Genomic DNA, 22,392 nt, shown 5'->3' on the forward strand with positions numbered 1-22,392 from the left:
TAAGAGTTACCTTTAAAATCTAAATATGAAATCTTTAAGAGTTGCCATTGCGCAGACCAATCCTTTGGTTGGAGATTTAAAGGGGAATAGTCGGGAGATAGCAAAATATATAAAAAAGGCGGCTGTTAGTGAGCCTGATATTGTAATCTTTCCGGAGCTTGCTCTCTGCGGCTACCCTCCTGAAGACTTGATTTTAAAACTCCACTTTAGAAAAGATTGTAAAGATACCCTTAAGAAGCTAATCAAAAATAATAATTTTAAAGGTCTGGTATTCCTCGGCTATATTGAAGAGAGTAGAGGCAGTATTTATAATAGTGTTGCTGTTATAAAGGGCAAGAGAGTAGTTGCAAATTATAGAAAGATCTGCTTGCCGAACTATGGAGTCTTTGATGAGAGAAGATATTTCTCCGGAGGTAATAACTCTATGGTTATATCACTTAGCGGGATAAAGGTTGCAATTACGATATGTGAGGATATCTGGGCCGATAATAGTTTTAATTATAGAGATATTTGGAGCGGAGTAGATGTGATAATAAATGTTTCGGCTTCCCCATATCATATGGGTAAATTTAATCAGCGCAAGAGGCTGCTTGAGAAAATATCTATAGAGTGTAAAGTCAAGATTATATATGTAAATCAAGTTGGAGCTCAAGATGAGCTTGTTTTTGATGGTGCCAGCATGGTTGTCGATGATGGGTCTTTAAGGGTTATGGCCAGACAGTTTAAGGAAGATATGGTTTTTATAGACTTAGATTTTAAAAGTCTTAAGAGAAAAAAGTCTTCAAAGAATTGTAATTTTATTGGTTTAGATTTAAGTTCAAAAAGAAGAAAGACTATTTTACCAAGATTAAAAGAGAAGCCAATGGATGAACTAAAAGAGGTTTATTCAGCTCTTGAGATAGGTGTTAAGGACTATGTCAGAAAGAATGGTTTTTCAAAGGTGGTTATAGGTTTATCAGGAGGGATTGACTCTTCTCTTGTTGCGGCTATAGCAAAAGATGGTCTGGGTTCATCTTCTGTTTTGGGGGTTATAATGCCGTCAGCATATTCGTCTAAGTCGTCAATTAAAGATGCGCAGAGATTGGCAATGAATCTAGGAATCAAATCCATAGAAGTTCCTATAGGCGGTATATACGGTTCTTACATTAAGACTATGAAGCCATTTTTTAAAGGTTTAAAGTTTGATAAAGCAGAAGAGAATATTCAGGCTAGGATAAGAGGCAACATTCTTATGGCCCTATCTAATAAGTTCGGCTACCTTGTCTTGACAACCGGTAATAAGTCTGAAGTCTCTGTTGGCTATTGTACTCTCTATGGTGATATGGCTGGCGGTTTTGCTGTAATTAAAGACCTTACAAAGACCTTAGAGTATAAGCTGGCTAAATGGAGAAACAGTTTGGAGAAAATACCTCTAATACCGCTTAATGTTATAAAGAAAGCACCTTCTGCGGAATTACGTCCCAACCAGAAAGATCAAGATACGCTCCCTCCTTATAGTATGCTTGATGATATAGTCTTAAGGTATATTGAAGAGGATATGAGTTTTGATGATATGGTAAGAGATGGATTTAATAAACATGTAGTCAAGAGGGTGATTAAAATGATAGACGACAATGAATATAAGCGCCGTCAATCCCCGCCTGGTATCAAGATTACACCCAAATCTTTTGGTAAGGATAGAAGAATGCCTATAACGAGCGGGTATAGGATATAACCACTCTGTTCTATATCTTGCAACTTGTTTTTCTTAATTAGCCTTCATTGATACATTCATTGATGCATTATTTGATTTCATTATAATTGTATGGTATATATAAAAAGAGAGTTTCATTACGAGAGGGGAGGAACTAAAAAGTGTCTGAATAGTATATCTTTATTATGATATTTAACAATATAAGGTTGTAAAAATATATGGTAAATGTGATGAGCAAAATAAAGTTTTTCATATTTGGAGTAGTGATTTTATTCTCTATAAATGGAAATATTCTGTCTACTTATCGTTATAATAACGTACGCAGGACTAAAAGCATAACTGCTGTATCTGAGGAAGGTATCCATTCTATTATTGAAATAATTCTCCAGGCTGTTGATTTTGAAAGTGAAGGTGATATTCTTATTTCTCAGAAGGGTATCTTCCTAAATGGAAATTGTATATCTCCTTCACCCAACCTTGGTTCTATCGGAGAACAAAGTTTCCAACTTCCCCAACCGTTTAAAGAACTGGCAATTCGAATAATAGGAGTCTATTCAGGTCTTTCTCAAGGCGAATTGCAGGAGGTTATGAGAAGCTGGAATAAACATTACGCTTTGGCAGCTCTTGGCACAGAGGAAGCTGTTCGGACTATTTTCAGGTCAGTACCGTATCTAACAAGCAGTGCTGTATCAACAATTGAACATATAATAAAAAATGACTTTGGTTTTAGAGATGCAGCAGCATCTCTTTTGAAGCGCCCTGATTTAAATGAAGAAGGGGTAATTGCATTGCGTAAAGCTGTCGAATGTGAAGATTTAGAGCTTGAAACCCGTGTTTGTGCCATTGCATGTTTAACAAAACTGTTAAACTTAGGAGCTAGAATATCTGCTTTAGATAATTTACGCAGTGAGACAATTCAATGGCTTAATGACTGTAAAGAAAAGTATGCGTCTTCGGAGCTGGTGAATTCATTTAAAGTTGCATTGAGCGGTATTTATGCGGTCTCTTTAGAGGAAGGTTTGGATTTAGATTGTTTTGGCCCCGGCATAGTAGAATTTAGTTCGGAAAGAGAGCTTAATTTATATGATAAAGGACCTGTGTATGCTGAAAGAATTATTCAAGCTTTAGTTACTCAAAAAAAGTATGATTTAATGTTAGAGGTCTTAAAAAATAATAGTAGTTATATAGAAAATAGGATTACTGTATTGGATCCTATTGCATCAGGAATAACTGAAATGCCGGATTCAGTTTGCAACCGGATTATAGACTTTATAATTGCAAATGTTTCTGATGTTACAGATAAGAATGCGCTGGTTACTTTATTACATATCGCTGCTCCTGATGTAGAAAAGGCGCAAAAGCTTATTCAGTACCTTATTACAAGATATGAAAATTTAGCAGAAGTACCTGTGTTTAGTTTTAATAGCCCTGAACTATTACAGGCTCTTAAAGAGCTTCTTTACAGCCCCACAATCTCTGCAGTATGGGAAGATGTTACGCATCTAATTAAAGTTATTCCGCATCCGTTTACTCCCTATATTACAAGAGAACCTTTTTTTGGCTCAGGAGAAGCTACATCTTCAAACTCTGATACTTTGGTAATGGTTTCAAGAAACTTGGATGATACTTATAAAACCCCTCTTATGAGTTATCAAAGGATTATGCTTCATGGGCACAAGAATTATGTTTCTCCTTCTAATATGAATGTAGCAATTGTAGAGGGGGTTTTAAATTTTTGGTTAACCGGTGATATCGAATGTATAAGAAATCTGCCTCACATAGAAAGTGAAGGAACTATTAAAAATATTATGGATGATAATTTGGATACATATGTTTCTACTCATCAGGAAGTTCTACAGGGACTTTTTCATACGCTTCAAATTGATAATGTCCAGGACTTACAAAAATTCAGTATCGAGGAAATAGCGGCTGCTTGTACAGAAGGAAAAGTTTTAGAAGAGATAAAACTGTATTTTAAGGTATTGAATAAATATCAGGGCGGGGTGGCTGCTAATGTACGTAAGGATTTACAAAGCATAGAAATGCAGGGTTTAGTATGGGATGATTATCCTCCTCAGATACATCAGCTTTTTAATGATTTTATTGCATCCTGGGAATCTGCAGAAGATTCAGAAAGCCTTATTGCCGCAGCAGATAGACTCCAGCGTCTTATGTTGTCTGTGCAGGAATTTTGTGTTTCTGAAATTGAACCTGCAAAGAATCCTTTTGTAAAAATAGTAGTTCATAAAGATTTAGAACGGCTGGAGTTCAAAGACCCTAAATTTACTATGTTAAATGTATTGTACTATAAGCTTATTCTAGCTCAAGAATCTATATATTCAAAAGTGTGGAATTCATTAGCAAGTCTGGAATCATTAAACAGAGAAGGATTAAGCTCTGCATTGGGATTTTTGAAATCTTTAACGGACAGCCTTGAAGAGCAGGGGTATATTAATGATTCTGTAATACAGGGTGTCGTGGAGGCAATTACTGAGGATATGCCGTACAGTATGTTGATAGACCATATTATGTGGTGCAAACAGAATATTTATAACCCTTTATATAGTATGTTCTTAAAGAATGTTTTACAGATTGACGGTTTGAGTGATGATTATCTGCGGGACAGGGAAATAGCAGTTCCTTGCTTAGAATATTTTAGGAAAGTTCTTGGTTATCTTCATGATGGGTTAAGTAATTCTCAGATATTAAAAGCAGAGCTTTTAGGTAATTTGGCTCCGGAGTTTGTGTTAATTCAGCAAAGCAAATCATTGTCACCGCTGGATATCGGTAATAAAGCATGGTCGTTAAATTATCTGAATCAAAACGGTTTCCAGGCTCCGGAAGCTGCAGTAATTACTAAAGAAGTTATCATGAATTGGGAAAATATGTCTGAGGTAGAAAGGCATGATATCATAGGTAAAATTGTATTGGAACTGGAACAGCGTACGGGGAAAGAATTCGGCCGCAATTTGCTTTTTTCTGTGCGAAGTTCTCCGGTTATACCGCATCCAGGGGTGCTTTTGACAATGCTTGATGTCGGTATGAATGAATCAGTTGTGGAAAATCTTATAGCAGAAATACAGGATGAAAGATTTGCCTGGGAAAATTATCGTGTTGCTGAATATATGTGGGCAGTAGAATATTTAGGAATTAAAGACGAAAATTTAAGGCAGGTAATAAATAGGGTAAAAGAAGCGCATGGAGTTGAAACTAAAAAGCAATTAAATGTTGATGCCATAAAAGAAGTCATCTATGAGTATGGGCAGTTGATAGATCAAGTTAGAGAGGATAGTCTTAGTAGTGGAAGTTTAGAGATAGGAGAGGACCCTATGAGCATGAGTTCTTACGAACAGCTGTATCTTGCAGTTGTTCTTGCTGTTAAGTCCTATAATTCAGAAGCTGCTCAGTCGTATCGAAGGAGTGTTGGTATTCCTGAGGACAGCGGTATGGGTATTATTATACAGGCTATGAGTTTCGGGAATTATTCTCAATCCTTATCCGGCGCTGGAACAGTGAATGTTACTGCCGATGGTGAAATAAGAGGAACTTTTAACGAGTGTTCTTTGGGGGTAGACATAATGTCTGGTCTTTCCCGGGCAGGTATTCCTGTCAGCAATATGGGGACCGGCGATGCTTCAACATCGACACTGGAATTTCTTTATCCGGATGTTTATAAAGAACTTTATACCGCATTGTTTGGAGATCCGGATACCGCAAAGGTAGGTATTTTTGACCTTTTTGGAAGGCAGCCTATACAGTATGAGTTTGTTATTGAACAAAATAAGATTGTTTCTCTTCAGGTTAGGACTTTAGCTGAAGAAGAGATATATGATAGGAAACAGCTTAATTATGTAGAAATACCTTCAAGTGTTCCGGCATTAGGCAGAGGTATTTTTATCGGAAACAGGGCTGTAAAGGGTTATGTCATTACAATAGATGATTATCTTGATCAGGGCAAACGTGCAGAGTTAATTGCGAAGGTAGATTCTGACCCTGACATTGACGGGCTGATTTTAGCAACAAGTGAGATTAAAACTGCAGTCTTAGGGCCAATTTTACAGGATGCTTATATTTTAGGGTTCTTTAGCAACGTAGGGTATGAGGTTTCTCATGGAATTTCTTTGGCAATACGTTATCATATATCCGCATTATTAGGTGTCCGGAATTTAAGTCACGATTTTACAACAGATGAATATACTTTTAAAGTAGGGAGTCAGCAAATAGTGCTTAAATCAGGTGATATAGTTACTATTGATACAGATGGTAAGTTATATCAGGGTGCCTATCCAATATATCCAATCGAGCAATAATATTTTCTTAATCAACCTTGACAACTTAAGGAGTTCGTGCTATAAATCTCTAGACCTTTAAACTGGTTCGGTGAGACCGGGAAGGTGAAAGAGATGAATAAGAATATAAGTTTCAATGATGAAAAGAGGCCCTTCAAAGAGGGTTTATTTTTTTATGTCTAAGAAAATCATAGAACGTTCGAAGGTTTTAGATTCAAAACAACTCTATAAGACTGTCTGCCGTATAAGTCATGAAATAATAGAGAGAAATAAGTCTTTATCGAATATAGCTATTGTAGGCATAAGGACAAGAGGTGTCTATTTAGCAGATAGAATAGTAAATAATATTTTTGAGATTGAGGGTGTAAAGATTCCGTCAGGAGTACTTGATATTACGCTCTACAGAGATGATCTTACTTTGATAGCAGAACAGCCTCTGGTTAAGGAGACAGAGCTTAACTTCGATATCAATGGTAAGCTGATAATAATAGTAGACGATGTGTTATTTACAGGCAGGACTGTTAGGTGCGCAATGGATGCTTTGATTGATTTTGGTAGACCCAGAGCTATTCAGCTTGCTGTTTTGGTTGACCGGGGTCACCGTGAACTTCCAGTAAGAGCAGATTATGTAGGTAAGAATGTACCGACCTCTCTTAGTGAATCTATAGAGGTAAGATTAAAAGAGGTTGATAAGAAAGATGAGGTTGTGATGTTGGAGGTAGTTGATGGCTGAGGATATTGTTGAAAGAGATATCAAGTGGAGTAAGAAGCATCTTCTTGGCATTGAAGATCTAACCGTAGAGGAGATAGGTTATATATTACAGCTTGCCAAATCTTTTAAGGAGATCTCAACCCGGCAGGTCAAGAAGGTCCCTGCTTTAAGAGGTAAAACAGTTGCTTTTCTATTCTTTGAACCCTCAACAAGAACCAGGATATCTTTTGAGCTTGCAGCTAAAAGGCTCTCAGCTGATACTGTGAGTTTCTCAGTCTCGACATCCAGTGTACAGAAAGGGGAGAATCTTAAGGATACAGCCCGCAATATAGAGGCTATGAATGTTGATATTATAGTCTTAAGGCACCCAGCTTCCGGAGCTGCCCATTATCTCTCCGGGGTTGTATCGGCCGGTGTTATAAATGCCGGAGATGGGACACATGAACATCCAACTCAGGCTCTGCTTGATGTCTTTACCATCCAGGAGCAGAAAAAAAACATTGCAGGGTTAAGAATTGCTATCTTGGGTGATGTCTCTCATTCAAGGGTGGCAAGGTCTAATATATTTGCTCTTAAAAAATTAGGTGCTGAGGTTACACTCTGTGCGCCGCCAACAATGATTTTGCCTGAGTTTAAAGAGCTGGGCGTAGAGGTTTCATATGATCTTAAGGATGTTTTGGCCAAAGCCGATGTTTTAAATATCTTGAGGATACAGAGAGAGCGCATCAATGAAAACCTGATTCCTTCAATAGCTGAATACAGAGAGTTTTTCGGTGTAGATAGAGCTAAGCTTTTAAAATATGCAAAGCCGGGATTACTAATTCTTCATCCGGGTCCGGTAAATAGAGGAATTGAGCTAAGCCCTGACGTGCTTGACGAGGGATTGCTGGAGAAGAATATCTGCAGCGTTGTTTTAAATCAGGTTACAAATGGCCTGGCGATCAGAATGGCGATACTCTATCTTATTGCAGGTATGGGAGGCAGCGTTGAAGTTACTGATTAAAAATGGTTCGGTTATTGATTTAGAGAAAAAAGTTTTTAAAAAAAATGATATCTTGGTTCAAAATAAGAGAATCTCTAAGATAGCTAAAAATATAAAAGAGAAGGCGAATTTAGTAGTTGATGCTGGAGGATGCTATATCTTTCCAGGACTTATTGATATCCATGCTCATCTAAGAGAGCCAGGCCGGGAAGATGAGGAGAATATAGAGTCCGGTTCTCGTGCGGCTTTAAGAGGGGGTTTTACAACACTCTGCTGCATGCCCAATACAGATCCTGCTATAGATAGTGCCGGTCTGGTAAGATTTTTAAGAGAACGTTCTAAGAGCGTAGGCCTGGTAGATATTTATCCAGTGGGAGCTATTACAAAAGGAAGGGCTGGCTTGGAACTATCTGAGATGATTAAGATGAGAGAGGCAGGAGCTGTTGGTTTTTCAGACGATGGCAGCTGGGTTAATAGCCCGCTTCTTATGCGTAGAGCTATGGAGTATTCTGTTCTCTCCGGCTTACCTCTAATTATCCACGCCGAAGACGAGAGACTCTCTATCGGCGGCCTGATGAATGAAGGTATATTTTCTCTTAAGATGGGACTAAAAGGGTATACCGCGGGAGTCTGAGATAGTAGCCATTGCAAGAGATATAGAGCTCACTAGGCTAACAGGAGCCAGGATTCACTTTACGCATATAAGCTGTAGGGAATCTGTAGAGCTTATAAGAAAAGCTAAGAAAGATAAGTTGATGGTTACTGCGGATGTTACTCCTCACCATCTAACTTTAACTGAAGACTCTGTTAGGGATTATAATACTTTTTCTAAGGTCAATCCCCTATAAGGACAGAGAAGGATAGGGGAGCTTTAATCAATGGATTAAAAAATAATACTATAGATATAATTGCTACTGACCATGCTCCGCATTCAAGCGAAGAGAAAGATTGTAATTTCTCCGAGGCAAGTTTCGGTACTATAGGACTGGAGACAGCATTATCTTTAGGTCTAAAGTTAGTCAACGAAGGTAAGATAGATATCTTTTCTTTAATAGAGAAGCTTACTTCCAATCCCGCCAGGATATTCTCCTTTAAAGATAGAGGGAATATCTTAGAGAACTATTTGGCTGATATCATAGTAGTAGATCCAGATCTAAAGTGGAAGTTTAGTCAGGAAGATATTGAATCTAAAAGTAAGAATTCCCCATTTTTAAATATGGAGTTGAAGGGAAGAGCTAGAACTGTTGTTTCAAAAGGCAGGGTTTTGGTTGATGACTTTAAATTGATTGGAGATTGTTTATGAGGTTTTCTAAGGTGGTTTTACCGTCAGGGGGTTAATATTTTAGACACGACTCCTCAGGCCAGAGAGATGTTGAAGGAGTCTCAATTAAATGAGTAATGAAGTTTATACTCAGCCCTGAATTGGGAAGGTTGACCAAGTGGTTAAGGATTTTAAGTTATGACTCTTATTATTTTAAAGGCAGCAGCAGAGCTCTTATTCTGAAAGCTCTAAAAGAGGATAGAGTTGTTTTAACTTCTATAGTCTCTTTGGCTGATGAGCTCAAGGCAAAAGTCTTTATAATTAAATCTCAAGATTTAAGAACTCAACTTAAAGAACTTGAAGAGAGTTTTGGTTTAGAAATCGATAGCAGTAATATGTTTTCACGCTGTATCAGGTGTAATTTAGAGTTAAAAGAATTAACCAGAGAACAAGCCGAAGAGAAGGTCCCCGTATCTATCTATCAAAGCAGGGTGAGTTTTTACAAATGTTCTAAATGCAAAAAAATATTCTGGACTGGCAGCCATTGGAAGTTGGCTAAGGAATATTTAGAGAGTATCAATGATAATAGCTGATATACATATCCATTCTAAGTATAGCCGTGCAGCAAGCAAAAATATGGATCTGGATAATTTAAGTGAGTTTGCCAAGATTAAAGGAGTAGACCTCTTAGGTAGCGGCGACTTTACCCATTTCTTATGGCTGCAAGAGTTAAAGACGAAATTAAAAGAAGCTGGCTATGGAGTATATAAATATAAAGGAATTAACTATATATTAACCGTTGAAGTGTCAAATATCTATTCTTATAAAGGGAGAGTTAGAAAGATTCATAATCTTATTATTGCGCCTGACTTTACCGCAGTTGATAAGATAAACAGAGAACTTGCTAAATATGGGAGTTTAACTGCGGATGGCAGGCCTACGCTAAGTTTGGATGTCAGGAGCCTTATGGAGATCGTTCTCTCTGCTAATAGCGACTGTTTTTTGATACCTTGTCATATCTGGACTCCATGGTTCGGCCTCTTTGGTGCCAATTCGGGTTTTGATTCTATAGAAGAGTGTTTTGGTCCTTACGTAAAAGATATCTATGCTTTGGAGACCGGTCTCTCAAGTGATCCAGCTATGAATTGGCGGATATCGGATTTAGATAGATATACCCTTGTATCTAATTCCGATAGTCATTCTCCTTCAAAGATAGGGCGGGAAGCAAACGTTTTAAATATAAGTATGGATTATAGAGAACTTCTGGAGGCATTGAAAAACAGAGACTCCGGAAAATTTGCCTATACAATAGAGTTTTATCCTCAGGAGGGGAAGTATCACTTGGATGGTCATAGAGGTTGCGGGCTTTCGTTTAGCCCTAAAGAGTCTATGCGTTTGAACAATATATGTCCCAAATGCAGCAAACCATTAACTATTGGGGTGATGCATAGAGTAGAGGAGCTTGCAGACAGGGAGGATGGATTTATGCCTAAAGGGGCAGTTGGTTTCAAGAGCTTGGTACCGTTGGATGAGATTATCGCAGAGTTAAAAGGTGTTCAGAAAACAGCCAAGGCGGTAATAGTAGAATATCATAGCTTGATTCAAAGCTATGGTCCGGAATTAAAAATATTAAGTGAGCTTGATGAGAAATTTCTAAAGAATAATCTGCCTGTAAAGATAGCCAAAAGTATTATAGCCGTTAGAGAGGGCAGGGTTAAGATTAAACCGGGTTTTGACGGTCTTTACGGTAATGTCAAAGTCTTTGATGATAAGAAAATGAAGAGCGAGAAGCAGTTAACCTTTTTTTAAAAATAACTCTTCTTGTTTTGTTTCTTTTTTTGTGATATAAAGACGAAACTTAATAAATGGTAGCTTGAAAGAGAATATATAAGAAGGGAGTGAGGTATGCCTGAGTTGCCGGAAGTTGAGACAATACGCAGAGAGTTAAGAAGCTTGATTCAGAAGAAAAAGATCACGGATTTTGAGGTTAGAGACAAGATCTTTCTTAAAAAGCCTAAAACAGTCTCTTCCTGGAAAAAGATACTCTCTTCCAAGATAAAGGATGTAGAGAGAAAGGGTAAGTTTCTGATCTTTAAACTTAGCAATGGGCTGAAGATAGTTGTGCACCTTAGAATGACAGGTCAGATAATATATGGCAATAATCATGATGCCAAAATTAAAATTGTATTTTCAGATTTAAGTACCCTTAGTTATTATGATAGAAGAAGATTCGGTGAGTGGTTTTTGGTAAAAGATATAAAAGATGTGCCTCTGCTTGGAGCCATAGGTATTGATCCTACAAGTGAAGAGTTTACTCCTGAAGTTTTGAGTGAGATATTAAAAAATAAGAGTACTAAGGTCTACAATCTTCTTTTAGACCAAAAAGTTATATCTGGAATAGGCAATATATATGTAAATGAGATACTGTATCGCTCCAAAATAAGCCCTTTCAGAAAGACCAGGGATATTACCGAGCCTGAGATTAAAGAGCTCTGTTTCTCTATAAGAGATATACTTCTCAAAGCGCTTAAAGCCAGAGGTTCTTCAATAGATACCTATTTGGATATTTGGGGTAACCCGGGTAAATATGCCTATCAGCATCTTGTTTACGGAAAAGATGGCCATTTTTGTGAACACTGTCCTAATAAGATTATGAAGAGCAAGATGAACTCTAGATCGATCTATTATTGTCCGGGATGTCAACAGTAACTAAAGATTTTAGAAAAGTAAAAATATTTTCTAATTCCGAGTTTTATCCCGGATATTTTCTACTCTCTTTTGAAACCCCGGAAGTTTTTTCTGTTAATCCGGGGCAGTTTCTTCAATTACGATTAGTAGAGAAGGGTCAGTTTTTGAGGAGACCTTTTGGAGTCTTTGACCAGAGAGATAACCGTATTGAGATTCTTTACAAAGTAAGAGGGGATATAACTCAGAAGATGTCTTTACTTAAAACAGGAGATGAGCTGGATATTATATGTCCTCTAGGTAACGGGTTTAAAGAGCCGAACCGAAAGAGGCCGATTATTGTAAGCGGCGGTACAGGCTTTGCTCCGCTTGGTTTTCTTGCAAGGAGTCTCTCCTCTAAGGCTGAAGATAGAGGGATATTTATTATTGGAAGTGCAGGGGCTGAGAGTGAAAAATTTGCTGAATCTATAAGCTCTTTGGATATAGACTCTTTAGTTGTCTCTGAAGACGGCAGTGTAGGAAAGAGAGGAGTGGCGACCGATTATCTGGCTGGTATTATTAAGCCTGGTTCTGTTCTGTTTTCGGCTGGCCCCGTTGAGATGTTGAAAAATATTTATAAAATAGCTGAAGATAAAGAGATTGAGACTCAATTTTCTTTTGAATCTCACTTTGCCTGCGGTATGGGTTTCTGTTGGGGCTGCGCTTTAAAGACCAGGAATGGAACTTTAAGAGTATGTAAGGATGGTCCTGTTTTTAAAGGAGAAGATATTCTATGGGAAGAGTTATGATTCCGGTTGAGATTGCTTCTTTAAAACTAAGAAGTCCTGTTGTCCTCTCTTCAGGTTGTGTGGAGTATAGCCCCTCTGTGAGTGATATCGTTCCGTTTAGTAAGATCGGTGCCATTATAACAAAGACAGTTACTCTTAGAGAATGTCCCGGCAATCCTATGCCCAGAACATCCGAGGTAGATTTTGGGTTAATAAATTCTATAGGTTTGCAAAATAAAGGTCTGGATGATTATCTTGGTAGGATTTTACCGCAAATAAGAGAATCGCTTGATTGCCGAATCATTACCAGCATATCTGGTTTTACAATTGAAGAGTTTGCTAATATTGCTGCTGCTGTAGATAAAGAGGATGCGGTCTCTGCTATTGAGGTTAATATATCCTGTCCAAACCTTGAAAAAGATAGCGAGGGCGGGTCGGCTATCTTTGCCCAGGATGAACATATGAGTTATGGTGTTATAAAGGCTGTCAGGGAGTCATCGTCTAAACCTGTAATAGCTAAGCTCTCTCCCGATGTTACAGATATACGTTCTGTTGCTCAGGCTGTCTCTGATGCCGGAGCTGATGCAATAACCGTTGCGAATACCTATTCAGCTATGGCTATAGATATATATACGAGAAAACCGAAAATAGCTAAGGTATCAGGGGGATTGAGCGGCCCTGCTATTAGACCCCTGACATTAAAGAGGGTCTGGGATGTATATAATACCGTAGATCTGCCAATCATTGCCTCCGGCGGTATCATGGATTATAAGGACGGTTTGGAGTATATTATTGCGGGTGCGGCCCTTTTAAGTATAGGTACTGCTAATTTCATAAACCCCGGCGTTGCGGAAGAGGTAGCCGAAGGTATAGAGAGTTATCTTAGAGAGAGAGGGATAGAGTATAAAGATTTAATTGGGAGTCTTAAAATTGGATAAGAGAAAAAAGATAATAATTGCGCTTGACGTAGATAGCATCGATGATTTGCGTTACTATCTTGATATGTTAGCCCCCTATGTGAAAACTTTTAAAATAGGACCTCGCCTCTTTATTCCTTATGGTAGAGAGGTGGTAGACCTTATAAAGGGCTATGGTTCAGATGTCTTTTTAGACCTTAAGCTGCATGATATTCCTACTCAGGTTGCAGAGAGCGTGAAAAAGATTGGAGATTTGGGAGTTAAGATGTTTACAGTTCATGCTTTTGGCGGTAAGGTTATGATAGAAAATTCAAGAGAGGCTCTAGATAGTTTTGATGAAAAAGAGAGACCGTTGATGCTTGCAGTAACCCTTCTTACCAGCATTGACGAAAATGACTTGCATTTTTTAGGTTTTAAAAATAAAATTAATAACATGGTTTATAAACTTGCTGAATTAGCTTTAACTTCCGGAGCTGATGGTGTTGTCTCTTCCGCGGCAGAGGTCAGAAGGTTAAAAGAAGGGATAAGCCGGAGCTTTATATCAGTTGTTCCGGGTATAAAGATAGGCGTTGCGAATAGAGACCAGAAGAGGAGCGGTTCGCCGCAAGAGGCATTTGACAATGGAGCCGATTATATTGTTATCGGCAGATCTATACTTAATGCAGATAATCCTGTAAAGATAGTTAAGGAGGTATTAGATGAACGATAAAGAACTTATGGGAATTTTAAATGAGACAGGGGCTATTCAAGGTGGACACTTCTTATTATCCAGCGGTTTACATTCGGAGCAGTATATCCAGCTGGCTCGTATTTTTCAATATCCTAAACATACTTCACGTATAGCCAATGCATTAGTAGAAGATTTTAGGTTCGAAAGACCTGCCGTTATAATTGGCATTGCACATGGGGGTACTATTTTGGCTTATGAAGTTGCAAGAGCTATAGGTGCAAGGGCAATGTTTGCAGAGCGCTTTAAAGGAGAACTCTGTTTGAAGAGGGGTTTTGAGATTAAAAATAGGGAGAGAGTTTTGATAGTTGAAGATGTGCTTACAACAGGGAAATCAGTTTTGGAATTAAAATCGCTGCTTAAGAATTTTCAGCCGCTGATTGTAGGAGTCGCTTCTGTTATAGACCGTTTTGATGGAGAGTTTAAGATAAGAAATAAATATTCATCTCTTATGAAATATGCCCTCCCGGTGTACTCTAAAGAGGAGTGCCCTCTATGTAAAAAGGATATACCGCTGCTTAAACCCGGGAGCAGGGAGATTGTGAACGCATAATCGTTCTTACTTCTGCTATAATTTAGAAGCAAAAAAATGACCGGAGGATTAATATGGAAGTTAGATTAGATGGACTAATTGAAAAGATAAAAAAAGAGGGTGTTCAAGAAGCTAAAAACGAAGCCGGTAAAATTGTAGCCAAAGCCGAAGAAGAGGCTGTCCGCATCTTGCAAGAAGCAAAGTCTAAATCCGAGGTTGTTATTCAAGATTCAAAATCTCAGTCTGATAAATATAAAGATGCAGCTAAAATCGCAATAGAACAAGCAGCGAGAGATTCAATTATAAGCTTAAGAGAGAAGATAGTAGCTGTATTTGACGATCTCTTAAAGAGAGATGTTTCAAATTCCCTTAGTCCTCAGGCAGTTAAGGATATGATTACCCGGATTTTATCTAATTGGAAGCCGGGGAAAGATGACTCTATTGAGATTTTAACTTCAAAAAGAGATAGGGACTCTTTAAGAGATTTGCTGATTGATGAATTTAAGGAGAAAATAGCAGCTGGTTTTGAGGTTAAGATTCACCCGGGGTTAAAGAAGGGTTTTAGAATCGGGATAAGAGGCGAAGATATGCATTATGATTTTTCAGATCAGGGTATAGCTGATACTATTGCTCTCTTTCTCAATGAAGAGATAAGAGAGATAGTGAATAAAAGTTTAAATGGATAGGTACTATTATCTGATATCCCAGCTTCCTCTATTGGATTTTGATGGTAAGAATTATATCAGCAGTGACTACTTTTTAGAGCAGGCAGCCAAGTGGTTGAGCCCTGCAGATTTCAAGGTTTTAAAAAAAGCGAATATAGATGATATCTATGTTAGCGATAGCGATAAAGGTATCGTAAGAGAGTATAAGAGTTTTGAATACAATTTAAGAGATAATATTGTTAAATTCAGGGAAGGCAGTTTAGAATCTATAGTTGATGAAAACTTGAAAGCGGTTTTAGTTAATACAGATCCTCTTAAAATTGAGCTGGAGATATTCTATCTGAGGTGGAGTTTCATTGACCAAATTGGATCATATCATCATTTTGATTTAGAGAGTACAGTGGTTTACTTCTATAAGCTTCAGATTTTAGATAAGATTTCCCAGTTTGATAAAGAGAGAGGGAAAAAGTTATTTAACAGCAGTTCAAACATTAGTTACGAGGCGGTAGTCTATGAAAGTTAATAGAGGCAGCATTCTATCTATAAGCGGGAACATGATAACTGTAAAACCGCAAAGTCATATCATGCAGAATGAGTTGGGCTATGTTTTAAAAGGAGAGCAGCGTCTTAAAGCCGAGGTTATTAAGATCAGAGGAGAGGCAGCGTATATGCAGGTTTTTGAGGATACCAAAGGTCTTAGAGTAGGAGATGAGGTTGAATTCAGCAATCAGCTTCTTTCGGTTGAACTTGGACCGGGTCTTCTGGGCAGTATATACGACGGTTTGCAGAATCCTTTAAATATTCTTGCTGATGAGTATGGATTTTTTTTACCTCGAGGAGTCGATATAGCAGCTTTGGATCTTAAAAAGAGATGGCATTTTACCCCTCTTGCTAAGGAAGGAGATCTATTGTTGGCCGGAAACTATATTGGTTATGTAGAAGAAGAGATTTTTAAGCATTATATAATGGTGCCTTTTGATCTTAGCGGAGAGCATCTTCTTGAGAGTCTGAAGCCTGAGGGTAATTACAGTGTTAAAGATACTATAGCTACGGTAAAAGACAGATCAGGCAATAGTGTTGATATCACCATGTCTTTTCGCTGGCCTATAAGAGTGCCTATTACTTCATACAGGAAGAGGCTTCAGGCTATTGAGCCGTTAACTACGCGTATTAGGATAATTGATACTTTCTTTCCTGTGGCTAAGGGGGGGACTTATTGTATTCCCGGTCCTTTTGGGGCTGGGAAAACAGTATTGCAGCAGTTGACTTCAAGATATGCTGAGGTTGATATTGTAATTATTGCTGCCTGCGGTGAGAGGGCAGGTGAGGTCGTTGAGACGTTAAGAGAGTTTCCAAAACTTAAAGATGATAGGACTGGTAAGTCTCTGATGGCGAGGACAATAATCATCTGTAATACCTCTTCTATGCCTGTTGCTGCCAGAGATGCTTCGGTATATACTGCGGCAACTCTCGGGGAATACTATAGACAGATGGGTTTGGATGTACTGCTTCTGGCTGACTCTACTTCACGTTGGGCTCAGGCGATGAGAGAGGTTTCAGGCAGGCTGGAGGAGATCCCGGGCGAAGAGGCTTTTCCGGCTTATTTGGAATCGCGTATAGCTGCTTTCTATGAAAGGTCTGGCGTGGTTGAACTTTTAAACGGAGAGAGCGGGTCTCTTACAATAGGAGGAACAGTATCCCCGGCTGGCGGTAATTTCGAAGAACCTGTTACCCAATCAACATTAAAGGTTGTCGGAGCTTTCCATGGCTTATCCCGCGAGAGGTCTGATGCCAGAAAGTACCCTTCTATATCCCCTCTGGAGAGTTGGTCCAAATATAGGAGCTTTATTGTAGAGGATATAGTAGCTTATGCCAAAGAAGTGATATTTAAAGGCGATGAGGTTTTTCAGATGATGAAGGTTGTTGGCGAAGAAGGTGTGGCAGATGAGGACTTCTTAATATATCTGAAATCCGAGTTTTTAGATTATGTCTATTTACAGCAGAATGGTTATGATAGAGTGGATGCTGCTACGCCTCTAGAGCGCCAGGATTATGTTTTTTCAAAGGCTGACTATATCCTTAGATCTAAAGTTAATTTAGAAACAAAAGATGAATTAAGAGCTATCTTTTTTAAATTACGTCAGATGTTTCTGGACTGGAATTATACCAAGTGGAATTCTTCGGAATTCAAAAGCAAAGAAAAAGAGATAGATGAATTTATTAAAAGAGAGGTTTTAAAGAAAGATGAAGAAGCTGTACAGCAAGATAGATAGTATTGTAGGAGATGTTATCACTGTAAAAGCTAAAGGTATTAGTTATCATGAGCTGGCCGAGGTGAACACTAAAAAGGGAAAGTCTTTTGCTCAGGTTATAAGTTTAGATAGAGAGAATGTCTCTCTTCAGGTTTTTTCGGGAAGCCGAGGCATATCTACTGCTGATGAAGTTAGTTTTCTATCTCATCCTATGCAGGTTCCTTTTTCGGAGGATATGCTTGGAAGAGTCTTTGACGGCAGCTGCAGGCCAAAGGATGGAGGGCCTGCTATAATCGGAAACAATATTGAGATAGGCGGTTCTACAGTCAATCCTGCAAAGAGGAAGATACCAGACCGCATGATAAGAACCAATATACCTATGATAGATATTTTTAATTCTCTAGTTGTTTCTCAGAAGCTTCCTATATTTTCAGTCTCTGGCGAACCTTACAATGAGCTTTTAGCTCGAATTGCAATACAGGCTCAGGTTGATATAATCATTTTAGGCGGTATAGGTCTGAAGTTCGATCAGTATATGTTTTTTAAGAATAGACTGCAGAGTAGCGGTGCTTTAAGCAGGTCAATATTTTTCGTGCATACCGCTTCTGAACCAGTAGTAGAGAGCATTATGATACCGGATATATCTTTGGCTGTAGCTGAGAAGTTTGCTTTATCGGGTAAGGATGTGCTGGTTCTACTTACAGATATGACTAACTTTGCCGATGCGCTTAAAGAGATTGCCATTACTATGGAGCAGGTTCCTTCAAATAGAGGTTATCCTGGAGATCTCTATAGTCAATTAGCAGCCAGATATGAGAAGGCTGTGGATTTTGAAGATAGCGGTTCTATTACAATACTTGCAGTTACAACCATGCCGGGTGATGATGTTACCCACCCGGTTCCGGATAATACAGGTTATATTACCGAGGGCCAGTTCTATCTTCGTAATGGCAGAATAGAACCCTTCGGCTCTTTAAGCCGGCTGAAGCAGCAGGTCAATGATAAAACTCGTGTTGATCACAGGGCTATTATGAATGGCATGATACAACTATATGCTGATTATAAGGAGACAGAAGAAAAAAGAGACATGGGTTTTAAGATGAGTGTTTGGGATCAAAAACTTCTTAAGTATGGAGCTGTCTTTGAAAAGGAGCTGATGGATCTATCTGTGAATATACCTTTGGAGACTGCCCTGGATAAAGGATGGCAGATTCTCTCGGGATGTTTCCAGCCTGAAGAGGTTCCATTTCGGACTGAATTGATCAAAGAGTTTTGGCGAGGCTGATTGTGGGAAAGTTAAGATTGACGAAGAACGAATTAAAGAAACAGAAAGAGACGCTTAAACGTTTCAACAAATATCTTCCCATGCTGCAGCTTAAGAAGCAGCAACTACAGCTTGAGGTAATTAAAAACCATCAGGATTTAAATAGGATTAAAGAAGATATAGAGTCTTTTTTAAGATCGATAGATGTTTGGATAGATGTTTTCGGGGAAGATGTTGGGATTGAGAATCTATTTAAAGTCGATAGAATAATTGTAACCGCAAGCAATATAGCCGGCATGGATATTCCGATTTTTGAGAATATAAAGTTCAAGGAACGCAGCTACGATCTATATCTAACGCCTCTTTGGGTAGATAGAGCTATAGAGGTTTTAAGAGGCCTTCTCACTTTAAAGGCAAAGAGCTTGGTCTTAGAAAGGGCGAGAGAGGTTTTAAAAGAGGAGCTTAGAATTACAACTCAGCGTGTCAATCTTTTTGAGAAGATCAAGATTCCTGAAGCAACAAAAAACATAAAGAAAATAAATATCTTTTTGGGCGATCTGTCTACATCTGAAGTTGTAAGAGGTAAGATTGCAAAATCTAAATTGAGAATCAGAGACGATAGAATAGAGGTTTAAGAATGATAGTTAAGATGAAGCAGGTAACTCTGCTGGTTTCAAATAGAGAGAGAGAGAGAGCTCTTGAGAGGTTGAGGTCGCTGGGTGTTATGCATATAAAGGGAAGAAAGTCTCTCTCTTCCGGGGAGATATCTTTTCTGGAAGACAAGATATCTATCTTTGAGAGAGCTATAGAGTTGATATCTGATTTTAATACTGAGAGCGATAAAGATTGCCCCGGAAGCAAAATCCCTGCCTTTATAGAGGAGATAAATTTTCTGGGTAGAGATAGAGACGATTTGCAGAATAGATTAGCTGCAGTAAGAAGAGATCTATATTGGTATGGAGATTGGGGTATCTTTTCGTTAGATTCTCTGTCTAAAATCAGAGAGCATGGAATAAATCTGGAGCTATACATTGTAGGCAAAAAAGAGTTTAAAGAGATAATTGTGAAGCAAAATGCTTACTTAATTAAAAAAGATAAATCCAGATTCTATGTTGCTTTAGTCGCTAATAATAAAAATCCTCTCTCTGCTGCCCCTCAGCAGATTCCAAGCAGGGAATACAGCATGCTTGAGAGGGAGAGGTCTGATACAGAGAAACAGATTCAAGAGATAGATAAGAGAGCGATATATCTCTCTAGTTTCAAAAATTGCTTTAATAGATATAAATCTACTTTAGGTAAAGAGCTTGAGTTTGCTCAGGTTAATTCAGAGATGAATACCTGTGAAGGTTTTAGTTTCTTAGAAGGATTTATTCCAGTTGATACAGCTGAAAGATTAAATACTCTATCGGAAGAGGAGGGCTGGGGATTGCTCTTGAAGGATCCAGGCAATCCTGATGAAGTTCCTACTTTGATACGTAATCCTAGCTGGTTAAGGATAATAGATCCTGTGTTTAAGCTTATGGATACTATACCTGGATATGAGGAGTATGATATTAGTTTCTGGTTCCTTATCTTCTTCGGTATGTTCTTTGCTATGATTATAGGTGATGCAGGTTATGGGCTTATTTTTTTAATAACCGCTTTTTTAATCCAAATTAAAAATAAAAATATATCTAAACAGATTACGCGGCTTATTTACTATCTTAGTTCTGCTACCGTTATCTGGGGAGCTATAACAGGAAATTGGTTTGGAATAGAGAGGTTTTCTCAGCTGCCATTCTTTAATATCTTTATAATACCCGGTCTTAATAATTTTGTTGATGCCAATCAAAATAATTTTATCTATCTCTGTTTTATTTTAGGATTTTCTCATCTTGCTATTGCTCATCTTGTGGCAGCTCTGCGCTTTGTGAACTCTATTAAATTTTTTAGTCATTTAGGTTGGATTGCTATAGGATGGTCCATGTTTCTGTTGACTCGAGGCGTAGTTTTGAATTTGCAGATTCCACAAACAATGACTTTCTTTGTTATTCTTGGAGCTCTTATGGTAATGATATTTTCAAAGCCTGAAACTAGTATTTTAAAAAGAATAACATCATCATTATTAGATCTTCCTTTTGGTATCATAAACTTCTTTGCCGACATACTATCTTATCTGCGCCTTTTTGCTGTTGGCTATGCTACCGTAATGATTGCAGTTACTTTTAACAATATGGCTAGAGATATAGGTTTTAATAGTGTTCCTGCTATTATATCGTCTGTAGTAATTATCTTACTGGGACACTCTCTAAATATAATTTTGGGTTTAATGTCTGTCCTTGTTCATGGGGTGAGATTGAATGTTCTTGAGTTTCCAACCCATCTTAGTTTGGAATGGAAAGGAAATAGTTATAAACCGTTTAAGGAGTAAAGGAGGGTAAAGAGATGATAGAGGGTTTAGGGGATTTAAATGCTTCGCTGGGACTTACAGCTATAGGCTCTGCCTTGGGTATAGGCGTAGCTGGTATGGCAGCTATAGGAGCTTGGAAGAAGGCGTTCTCTCAGAATAAAACAGCTCCTTTTATGATGATAGCTTTTGTGGGTGCGCCGTTAACTCAGATATTTTACGGTTTTATATTAAGAAACAAAATTCAGGCTGCCAATTTACCTTACGATTCAGTGTCAACGATAATGCAGATGACAATAGGATTAATGGCTGGATTAGCGATGGGATCTTCGGCCTATATGCAGGGTAAAGCTGCTGCGCGGGCTTGTGATGCTCTTGCTGAAACAGGGAAAGGATTTGCTAATTATATGCTTGTTTTGGGAATCATAGAGACAGTTGCATTGTTTGTTATGATATTCTCTATGATAGCGTTACCTGGTTGATAAAAGAATTGACATAGATGTTTAAAGAGAGTAGATTTTTAAAAAAGGAGGTGTAGATATGATACGGAGCATGGTAGTTTTTCTTATGGTTTTCTGCATAGCTGTTTCTTTTGCTTTCGAAAAGTATGGTTTCAATGGGCAGGAAGAGAGCGGATATGGTGTTTGGACTTCAAACCCTGAAGATAAAGCTCTCATAGCTACCGGTTCGGTTGTTACTACGGATAAGGTTGGTTTTTCCGGAGGCTGCTTTGAATTTAAATATAATTTAGGGTCACCGGATGGTGGTTTTGCCGGGTTTTATATCGAATTTGGTTCTATTGATCTATCGAAATATTCTCAGCTGGTTTTTTGGATAAAAGGAGATAAAAAGTCTGGTTTTTCGGAGAAAGCAGTTGTAAACTTCTCAGGCGGTTCTCAGTTTATCAATATTACTCCGAATTGGCAGAAGATAGTAATAGGTTTAAAAGGTTTTACAAAGAAGAATGCTGGTAGCGAATTCAGTCTTACATTTGAGAGCGGGTGGGCAACTGAGAAGAAGGGTACAGTCTATATCGACGAAGTAACATTAAAGTAGAAAAATAACGTTGTAATTTCTAAGATAAACCATTATTATCTCTTAACGGTAGTATCCCTGGTATATTAATTGTTTTTTGATATTTGGTGCTCTTATACTTTAAAGGGCGAGTAGTTCAGTGGGAGAACGCCTCGCTTACAACGAGGAGGTCGGAGGTTCAATCCCTCTCTCGCCCACCAACCCCTCTATAATCTTATAAATATC

Annotated in this window: 21 protein-coding genes and 1 tRNA gene; all 22 read left to right on the forward strand. The window is 38.2% G+C overall.

The genetic code is table 11. The features are described from left to right. Positions 1 to 25: 25 nt before the first annotated feature. Positions 26 to 1,714, forward strand: a complete 1,689-nt coding sequence (locus P9L98_00885; protein ID MDP8215864.1) for an NAD+ synthase — start codon at positions 26 to 28, stop codon at positions 1,712 to 1,714. 209 nt (positions 1,715 to 1,923) lie between these two features. Next, positions 1,924 to 6,003 (forward strand): PEP/pyruvate-binding domain-containing protein, encoded by a 4,080-nt coding sequence (locus P9L98_00890; protein ID MDP8215865.1) that lies wholly within the window; start codon positions 1,924 to 1,926, stop codon positions 6,001 to 6,003. A gap of 154 nt (positions 6,004 to 6,157) precedes the next feature. After that, complete coding sequence (gene pyrR / locus P9L98_00895) at positions 6,158 to 6,715, forward strand: bifunctional pyr operon transcriptional regulator/uracil phosphoribosyltransferase PyrR (GenBank protein ID MDP8215866.1); 558 nt, start codon at positions 6,158 to 6,160, stop codon at positions 6,713 to 6,715. Beyond that, positions 6,708 to 7,697, forward strand: coding sequence for an aspartate carbamoyltransferase catalytic subunit (locus P9L98_00900; protein MDP8215867.1), 990 nt, complete (start codon positions 6,708 to 6,710; stop codon positions 7,695 to 7,697). The genes pyrR and P9L98_00900 overlap by 8 nt, the downstream gene beginning before the upstream one ends. Beyond that, complete coding sequence (locus tag P9L98_00905; GenBank protein MDP8215868.1) at positions 7,681 to 8,310, forward strand: amidohydrolase family protein; 630 nt, start codon at positions 7,681 to 7,683, stop codon at positions 8,308 to 8,310. Before P9L98_00900 ends, P9L98_00905 begins: the two co-directional genes overlap by 17 nt. A 273-nt stretch (positions 8,311 to 8,583) precedes the next feature. Further along, positions 8,584 to 8,979: an amidohydrolase family protein gene (locus P9L98_00910; GenBank protein MDP8215869.1), complete on the forward strand. Its 396-nt coding sequence runs from the start codon at positions 8,584 to 8,586 to the stop codon at positions 8,977 to 8,979. 95 nt (positions 8,980 to 9,074) lie between these two features. Beyond that, complete coding sequence (locus P9L98_00915; GenBank protein ID MDP8215870.1) at positions 9,075 to 9,530, forward strand: Mut7-C RNAse domain-containing protein; 456 nt, start codon at positions 9,075 to 9,077, stop codon at positions 9,528 to 9,530. Beyond that, a complete protein-coding gene (locus P9L98_00920; GenBank protein MDP8215871.1) occupies positions 9,517 to 10,746 on the forward strand; it encodes an endonuclease Q family protein in 1,230 nt (409 codons plus the stop codon). The genes P9L98_00915 and P9L98_00920 overlap by 14 nt, the downstream gene beginning before the upstream one ends. A 96-nt stretch (positions 10,747 to 10,842) precedes the next feature. Continuing rightward, a complete protein-coding gene (gene mutM / locus P9L98_00925; protein ID MDP8215872.1) occupies positions 10,843 to 11,646 on the forward strand; it encodes a DNA-formamidopyrimidine glycosylase in 804 nt (267 codons plus the stop codon). Beyond that, complete coding sequence (locus P9L98_00930) at positions 11,634 to 12,410, forward strand: hypothetical protein (GenBank protein MDP8215873.1); 777 nt, start codon at positions 11,634 to 11,636, stop codon at positions 12,408 to 12,410. Before mutM ends, P9L98_00930 begins: the two co-directional genes overlap by 13 nt. After that, entirely contained in the window at positions 12,395 to 13,327 is a 933-nt protein-coding gene (locus P9L98_00935) for a dihydroorotate dehydrogenase (GenBank protein ID MDP8215874.1), read from the forward strand. Before P9L98_00930 ends, P9L98_00935 begins: the two co-directional genes overlap by 16 nt. Next, a complete protein-coding gene (pyrF, locus tag P9L98_00940; protein MDP8215875.1) occupies positions 13,320 to 14,015 on the forward strand; it encodes an orotidine-5'-phosphate decarboxylase in 696 nt (231 codons plus the stop codon). Before P9L98_00935 ends, pyrF begins: the two co-directional genes overlap by 8 nt. After that, positions 14,005 to 14,586: an orotate phosphoribosyltransferase gene (pyrE, locus tag P9L98_00945; protein MDP8215876.1), complete on the forward strand. Its 582-nt coding sequence runs from the start codon at positions 14,005 to 14,007 to the stop codon at positions 14,584 to 14,586. Before pyrF ends, pyrE begins: the two co-directional genes overlap by 11 nt. A 53-nt stretch (positions 14,587 to 14,639) precedes the next feature. Beyond that, positions 14,640 to 15,251 carry a hypothetical protein gene (locus P9L98_00950; protein ID MDP8215877.1) on the forward strand — a complete coding sequence of 204 codons (612 nt, stop codon included), beginning with the start codon at positions 14,640 to 14,642 and terminating at the stop codon, positions 15,249 to 15,251. Continuing rightward, the gene (locus P9L98_00955; protein ID MDP8215878.1) at positions 15,244 to 15,753 is read left to right on the forward strand and encodes a DUF2764 family protein; all 510 of its coding nucleotides are present in this window, start codon (positions 15,244 to 15,246) and stop codon (positions 15,751 to 15,753) included. The genes P9L98_00950 and P9L98_00955 overlap by 8 nt, the downstream gene beginning before the upstream one ends. Next, complete coding sequence (locus tag P9L98_00960; protein ID MDP8215879.1) at positions 15,743 to 17,503, forward strand: V-type ATP synthase subunit A; 1,761 nt, start codon at positions 15,743 to 15,745, stop codon at positions 17,501 to 17,503. Before P9L98_00955 ends, P9L98_00960 begins: the two co-directional genes overlap by 11 nt. Beyond that, positions 17,475 to 18,767: a V-type ATP synthase subunit B gene (locus tag P9L98_00965; protein MDP8215880.1), complete on the forward strand. Its 1,293-nt coding sequence runs from the start codon at positions 17,475 to 17,477 to the stop codon at positions 18,765 to 18,767. Before P9L98_00960 ends, P9L98_00965 begins: the two co-directional genes overlap by 29 nt. Before the next feature lie 2 nt (positions 18,768 to 18,769). Continuing rightward, positions 18,770 to 19,381 (forward strand): V-type ATP synthase subunit D, encoded by a 612-nt coding sequence (locus P9L98_00970; GenBank protein MDP8215881.1) that lies wholly within the window; start codon positions 18,770 to 18,772, stop codon positions 19,379 to 19,381. Positions 19,382 to 19,383: 2 nt separating this feature from the next. Then, complete coding sequence (locus P9L98_00975; protein MDP8215882.1) at positions 19,384 to 21,156, forward strand: hypothetical protein; 1,773 nt, start codon at positions 19,384 to 19,386, stop codon at positions 21,154 to 21,156. A 14-nt stretch (positions 21,157 to 21,170) separates the two neighbouring features. Next, positions 21,171 to 21,614: a V-type ATP synthase subunit K gene (locus P9L98_00980; protein MDP8215883.1), complete on the forward strand. Its 444-nt coding sequence runs from the start codon at positions 21,171 to 21,173 to the stop codon at positions 21,612 to 21,614. A 58-nt stretch (positions 21,615 to 21,672) separates the two neighbouring features. After that, on the forward strand, positions 21,673 to 22,188 hold the full coding sequence (locus P9L98_00985; protein MDP8215884.1) for a carbohydrate binding domain-containing protein: 516 nt from the start codon (positions 21,673 to 21,675) through the stop codon (positions 22,186 to 22,188). A 104-nt stretch (positions 22,189 to 22,292) separates the two neighbouring features. Then, a tRNA-Val gene (locus P9L98_00990) sits at positions 22,293 to 22,367 on the forward strand. Positions 22,368 to 22,392 lie beyond the last annotated feature (25 nt).

This window comes from Candidatus Kaelpia imicola, from assembly GCA_030765505.1.
Lineage (GTDB): Bacteria > Omnitrophota > Gorgyraeia > Kaelpiales > Kaelpiaceae > Kaelpia > Kaelpia imicola.